This window comes from Achromobacter sp. DMS1 (genome assembly GCF_001270295.1).
Genome location: NZ_LHSJ01000237.1, coordinates 1 through 6662, shown reverse-complemented (window position 1 = coordinate 6662; position 6662 = coordinate 1). Strand labels below are relative to the sequence as shown.

The 6662-nt window shown below is 68.3% G+C and carries 5 protein-coding genes and 1 pseudogene; all 6 read left to right on the top strand.

What is annotated here, in order from left to right; genetic code table 11:
• Positions 1-357, top strand: a 357-nt coding sequence (locus tag AD428_RS20960; RefSeq protein WP_082308528.1) for a murein hydrolase activator EnvC family protein, incomplete at its 5' end; no start/stop codon positions are given.
• 88 nt (positions 358-445) lie between these two features.
• On the top strand, positions 446-1891 hold the full coding sequence (locus tag AD428_RS20955) for a S41 family peptidase (protein ID WP_053246462.1): 1446 nt from the start codon (positions 446-448) through the stop codon (positions 1889-1891).
• Positions 1888-2670: a HesA/MoeB/ThiF family protein gene (locus AD428_RS20950; RefSeq protein ID WP_053246461.1), complete on the top strand. Its 783-nt coding sequence runs from the start codon at positions 1888-1890 to the stop codon at positions 2668-2670. The genes AD428_RS20955 and AD428_RS20950 overlap by 4 nt, the downstream gene beginning before the upstream one ends.
• A 68-nt stretch (positions 2671-2738) precedes the next feature.
• Positions 2739-3926 (top strand): GGDEF domain-containing protein, encoded by a 1188-nt coding sequence (locus AD428_RS20945; RefSeq protein ID WP_053246460.1) that lies wholly within the window; start codon positions 2739-2741, stop codon positions 3924-3926.
• Positions 3927-4001: 75 nt separating this feature from the next.
• The gene (locus tag AD428_RS20940) at positions 4002-4721 is read left to right on the top strand and encodes a FadR/GntR family transcriptional regulator (protein WP_053246459.1); all 720 of its coding nucleotides are present in this window, start codon (positions 4002-4004) and stop codon (positions 4719-4721) included.
• Positions 4718-6128: pseudogene (locus tag AD428_RS20935) on the top strand (FAD-binding oxidoreductase). The gene AD428_RS20940 and the pseudogene AD428_RS20935 overlap by 4 nt, the downstream one beginning before the upstream one ends.
• The last annotated feature ends 534 nt before the right edge of the window (positions 6129-6662 follow it).

The window sequence follows — 6662 nt, the reverse complement described above, 5'->3', positions numbered from 1 at the left end:
GTGCGCGGCCAGGTGCAGGGCCGCTTCGGCGTGGACCGTCCGGACGGCGGCGTGTGGCGGGGCATCGTGCTGCGCGCCCCGGAAGGCACCCCCGTCAAGGCGGTGGCGCCGGGTACGGTGGTCTACGCTGATTGGCTGCGGGGTTTCGGCAACCTCATCATTGTGGATCATGGTCAGCAATACCTGACGGTCTATGCTTACAACCAAAGTCTGCTCAAGAGGGTGGGGGATCCCGTGGCGGCGGGCGACACCATCGCCAGCGTGGGGGCGACCGGCGGCCAAGTGGAATCCGGCCTATACTTTGAAATTCGCCATCGTGGCGCTCCTGTGGATCCGGCCCAGTGGCTGGCGCCATAGGGTTGAATGAGTCGTTGGTCGAAGGCTGCTGGTATATCGGTGCCGTTCTACTGAATCCCATCGGCGAAAACATATTCGGGAAGTGTGCATGAGCACTCGCAAGTTTCGCGGTTTCGGTCTGATTGCCATCGGTGCGGTGGCGGGCGCGCTGCTGAGCGTGGGCGTGACGGCAGTCGCGCAGCGCGGCAGCCCCTTGCCCCTGGACGAGCTCCGGCAGCTCAGCAACGTCTTTGCGGCCATCAAGAACAACTACGTCGAGGCGGTCGATGACAAGACGCTCATCGACAACGCCATCTCGGGCATGGTGTCCAACCTCGACCCGCACTCGGCCTACCTCGATGCCGACGCCTTCCGCGAGATGCAGACGGCCACGCAGGGCGAGTTCGGCGGGCTGGGCATCGAAGTCGGCGCCGAAGACGGCTTCGTCAAGGTGATCTCCCCCATCGAAGACACGCCCGCCGCGCGGGCTGGCGTGCAGGCCGGCGACCTCATCATCAAGATCGACGACACGCCCACCAAGGGCATGTCGCTGAGCGACGCCGTCAAGCTCATGCGCGGCGCGCCCAAGTCGCCCATCACGCTCACCATCATGCGCGCCGACCATCCCCAGCCCATCGTGCTGAAGATCGTCCGCGACATCATCAAGGTGCGCAGCGTGCGCAGCAAGATGCTGGACAACGGCGTGGGCTACGTGCGCATCGCCCAGTTCCAGGAAAAGACCGGCGCCGACCTGGCCAAGCAGCTCAAGGATCTCGGCGCCAAGGAAGCGCCCAAGGGCCTGGTGCTCGACCTGCGCAACGATCCGGGCGGCCTGCTCACCAGCGCCATCGGCGTGGCCGGCGCCTTCCTGCCGCCCGACGCGCTGGTGGTGACCACCGACGGCCGCACGCCCGACGCCCGCCACAAGTACCTGGCCACCCCGGCCGAGTACGCGCGCGGCGAAAGCAACTATCTGGCCGGCCTGCCGGCCTGGGTGAAGACCGTGCCCATGGTGGTGCTGGTCAACGTGGGCTCGGCCTCGGCCTCCGAAATCGTGGCCGGCGCGCTGCAAGACCACAAGCGCGCCAAGGTGCTGGGCAACCGTACCTTCGGCAAGGGTTCGGTGCAGGTCATCCTGCCGCTGTCGGAGTCCACGGCCGTCAAGCTCACCACGTCGCGCTACTTCACGCCCAGCGGCCGTTCCATCCAGGCCACGGGCATCGAGCCCGACTACGTGGTGGCCGACACCGCGCAGGGCGACCTGTTCCGCCTGCCGCGCGAAGCCGACCTGCAGCGCCACCTGTCCAACCAGCAGACCGCCAACGAGGTGAAGTCCAACGCCGACCAGGACAACGTCGACGTCCCGACCAAGGTCTTCGAGTTTGGCGGCAAGGACGACTTCCAGCTCCAGCAGGCGCTGAACCTGCTGGCGGGCAAGCCGGTCGAGAAGGGGTCGGCGCGCGCCCAGGCCAAGGCCGACTCCAAGCCCGCCATGGGCTCCACCGAGCGCATGAAGATCACCCCGTCCGGAGTGGAACCCTCCAAGGGCAAATGAACGACGAGCAACTGCTGCGCTATGCCCGGCACATCCTGCTCGATGAGCTGGGCATCGAAGGGCAGGAAAAGCTGCTGGCTTCGCACGCGCTGGTCGTGGGTGCCGGTGGGCTGGGCTCCCCGGCCGCGCTGTATCTCGCCACGGCGGGGGTGGGCGAAATCACCCTGGCCGACGACGATTCGGTCGAGCTGAGCAATCTCCAGCGCCAGATCCTGCACACCACGGCCAGCGTGGGCCGGCCCAAGGCCGAGTCCGGGCGTGACCTGCTGGCCGCCTTCAACCCGCAGGTGCGCGCGCATGCCCGCGTGGAGCGCCTGCAGGGGCAGGCGCTGTCCGATGCCGTGGCCCAGGCCGACGTTGTGCTGGACTGCACCGACAATTTCGCCACCCGCCACGCCATCAACCGCGCCTGCGTGCAGCACCGCAAGCCCCTGGTGTCGGGCGCGGCCATCCGCTTCGACGGCCAGGTCAGCGTCTATGACCTGCGCGACGGGCGCGCTCCCTGTTATCACTGCCTGTTTCCGGAAGCCGACGACGTCGAAGCGGTCAATTGCGCCACCACGGGCGTGTTCGCGCCGCTGGTGGGCATCATCGGCAGCATGCAGGCGGCGGAGGCGCTGAAACTGCTTGCCGGCGTCGGCGAGAGCCTGTCCGGCCGGCTGCTCTGGCTGGACGCGCGCACCATGCAGTGGCGCAGCGTAAACGTGCTGCGCGATCCCGAATGCGCGGTCTGCGGGCGCCGGCCCGTTGCTGCCGGTGAAACTGTTTCGGAATATTAATAAGATCAAATTCCTGCTATAACGCAGCCAGTCCCGCGTTTCTGGCGGGAAACCTTGGACCCCACGGCGTGGATACAGGACCCAGTTTCCGATTACCCAGGTGGCGCCTGACGCGCTGGCTGACCGATTCCGGCCCAGACACCCCTCCCGACATCCGCGTGGCGTTGGTGGGCAGCCTGTTCGGCACGCTGCCGATCTTCGCTGGCGGGGTCATCAATACCCTCATGGTTTCCGGCGTGGTCACCTGGCGGCGCCCGGAGCCCATGTACATTTCGTGGCTGATCCTGGAGGTGCTGCTGGCGCTGGTGCGCGTGCTGGTCCTGCGGCATGCCCTGAAAGCCTCGCGCGCCGGCGGCAACACCCACACCGACCTGTACATCATGCTGGCCCTGGCCTGGGCTTTCAGCGTGGGCTACGGCGTTTTCGCGACCTTCATCAACGGCGACTGGCTGGCCGCCACTCTGGCGGGGATATCCTGCGGGGCCATGGCGGGCGGCATCTGTTTCCGCAATTACGGCGCGCCGAGGCTGGTGGGCGCCATGATCTTCCTCAGCCTGGGGCCGATGTGCCTGGCGGCGCTGTTCACGGGCGAAGTGGTCATGGGCATTGTGTTCATCCAGATTCCGTTCTACCTCGTCAGCATGAGCATCGCGTCGCACCGGCTGAACCGCATCCTGGTGTCCACCATGCAGGCCGAACGCGAAAACGAGCGCCGCGCGAGCCAGGACGCATTGACGGGCCTGGCCAACCGGGCCGGGCTCGAAGCCGCGCTCGAGCGCGTCTGCGCCAGCAAGCGCGAGCACGACGCGGCTGCGGCGCTGCTGTACCTGGACATGGACGATTTCAAGATCATCAACGACACCCATGGCCATGCCGCGGGCGACGAGGTGCTCAAGACCATCGCCGCGCGCATGCGCGGCATGCTGCGCGTGGACGACGTGGCGGCGCGCATCGGCGGCGACGAGTTCGTGGTCCTGGTGACGGGCATCGACGCCGAGGCCGCGGTGCGGCTTGGGGAGCACTTGCTGCTCGAAGTCTCCAAGCCCATCGCCCTGGCCGACGGCACCCTGGTGTCGGTGGGGCTGTCGGCCGGCATTTCCATCCTGGCCGGCCCGCAGCGCACGCCCCAGGCGGCCATGCTGGCCGCCGACACGGCGCTGTATCGCGCCAAGGCCATGGGCGGGCGGCGCTGTGCCGTGGCCGACGCGCAGGCAATCACCGATCTCGGCCTGGACCAGGCGGCCGCCGCGGCCTGAGAGCGGCGGCTCGACGCCGGCCAGGCCGCCCCAAAAGTTTTCATATAACCTGAAAACTATGCCTATAATCCCGCCATGCTCGCCCGCACGCTCACATTGACCGAACAGGTGGCCCACCGCATTGCCGAAGACATCGCCAACGGCGTGTACCCCGTGGGCGCCAAGCTGCCCGCCGGCCGCGCGCTTGCGGACCAGTATGGCGTCAGCGCCGCGGTAATCCGCGAAGTCACCGAACGGCTGCGCGCCCAGGGCCTGATCCAGAGCCGCCAGGGGTCGGGCTGCACCGTGCTGGCGCGCACCGGAGCCCAGGGGTTCCAGGTATCGGCCGACGTGGGCCTGGACCGGCGCCAGCTCGCCAGCGTCTACGAACTGCGCATGGAACTGGAAGGCGGGGCCGCCGCGCTGGCCGCGCTGCGCCGCACGGAGCCCGACCTGCGCGCCATGGAGCGCGCGCTGCAGCGCCTGGAGGCCCACCTGGACCATCCCGAGCACGGCGTGGAGCACGACATCGCCTTTCACGTCGCCATCGCGGCCGCCACGCACAACGGCTATTACCAGGAGCTGCTGCGCTACCTCAATCTGCAATTGCGCATGGCGGTTGCCACGGCGCGCTCGCATACCGCGCGCCAGCAGGGGCTGGCCGCCGCCGTCCACCAGGAACACGTGGCCGTGCTCCAGGCCATACGCCGCCAGGATCCGGAGGGCGCCCGCCAGGCCGCCACCGGCCATCTGAAGCTGGCCGCCGCCCGGCTGAACCTCGATCTCCCTTTATCCGACCCGAGTCCGCAATCATGAGTCCCTCCGATTTCCCCGCGCGCCTGCTCCAGACCCTGGGGCCGGACACTGTTCTCACCGCTGCCGACGACATCGCGCCCTGGCTTGCCGATTGGCGGGGCCTGTACAAGGGGCAGGCCCAGGCCGTCGTCCGTCCCCGCAGCACGGAAGAGGTCGCGGCCTGCCTCGCGCTGTGCCAGCAGGCCGGCGTGGCCGTGGTGCCGCGCGGCGGCAATACCGGGCTGTGCGGCGGCGCGACGCCGGACGCCTCGCCCGCCAACGTGGTGCTCAGCCTGGATCGGATGAACGCCATCCGTTCCATCGACACCATCGCCAATACCATGGTGGCCGAGGCGGGCTGCATCCTGGGTAATCTGCGCCGCGCGGCGCAGGAAGCCGGGCGCCTGTTGCCGTTGTCGCTGGCGGCCGAGGATTCCAGCCAGATCGGCGGCAACGTCGCCACCAATGCCGGCGGCGTCAACGTGGTGCGCTACGGCATGGCCCGCGAGCTGGTGCTGGGCCTGGAAGCCGTGCTGCCCACCGGCGAGGTGTTCCACGGCCTGCGCACGCTGCGCAAGGACAACACGGGCTACGACCTCAAGCAGCTGCTGATCGGTTCCGAAGGCACGCTGGGCGTGATCACCGCGGTGGCGCTGCGGCTGTTTCCCCGGACCGACGTGCGTTCGGTGGTGCTGGCGGCGGTGGAGTCGCCCATGCAGGCCCTGCGGCTTTTCGAGCTGCTGTTCCAGAAGTGCGGCGCGCGCCTGCAGGCGTTCGAATTCTTTTCCGGCGACTGCGTAGACCTGGTGCTGAAGCACGCTGAGGGCGTGCAGGAACCCTTTGCCCAGCGCTATCCGGCCTACGTGCTGGTGGAGCTGGCCGACACGGCCGACGAGGCGGCGCTCAATGCGCTGCTCGAAAGCGTGATCGGCCAGGCGCTCGAAGAGGGGCTGTGCCTGGACGCGGCCGTCTCGGCCTCGCTGGCGCAGCTGCAGGCGCTGTGGAAGCTGCGCGAGGAAATCTCGGAGGCGCAGCGCGCCGATGGCCCGCACCTCAAGCACGATGTTTCGCTGCCTATCGAGCGCATTCCCGATTTCATGGCTTCCGCCGAGGCGCGGGTGCGGGCCCTGTACCCCGATATCCGGCCGTACATCTTCGGCCACTTCGGCGACGGCAATCTCCACTACAACCTGTCGCGCCCGGCCGCGCGACCGCGATTGGGCGGCGGCGCACGGGGCGGCGATCACGGATGCCGTGCTGGACGAGGTGAATCGCTACGGCGGCAGCATTTCGGCGGAGCACGGAATCGGGCAGTTGAAGCGGGACCATTTCCTGCACAGCAAGAATCCGCTGGAGTTGCGCTTGATGCGGGAGATCAAGGCGGTGCTGGATCCTGCGGGGATCATGAATCCGGGGAAGTTGCTCTAAGTTTTCGGGCGCCCGGATGTCAGTCTGGCATGCGCGCTGGCGCGCATCGGGAGAGCGTGCGCGGGCGAGACTGCGGAGGGATGCCGGCAGACCCGCCATGTCAGTCCGGCTTGACTGCCTCCAAAGAGGCGGACGCCAAACCGGCGCCCATGCCGCACGCGAAGCGTCATCATCACGACGCAAGACGCCGCGCGAGCCCCGCAAGGCCGCTCGCGCGGCCGGTGCGGGGCGGGCGTCGCAGGATTCCCCCTCCGCCTGCGCCCGTGGCGCGACCCCCAGGCACGCGGCCCGTCCCGGCCGGCGGTCGAGGTTCGAGTGCCGGGCGGCCCAAGAACCCAAGCCGCGCCCCGGCAGACCCGCAAACTCCGCTTCAGCAGGCCCTCACTGCCGGTGATAAACCTCGGCCCCTTCCGCACGAACTCCACCGACTTTTCCTGCATGCCCTTCTGCAGGCTTCTTTTCACTCACACCCAGCGACGCGGCATAGTCGCGCACGTCCTGGGTGATCTTCATGCTGCAGAAGTGCGGCCGCAC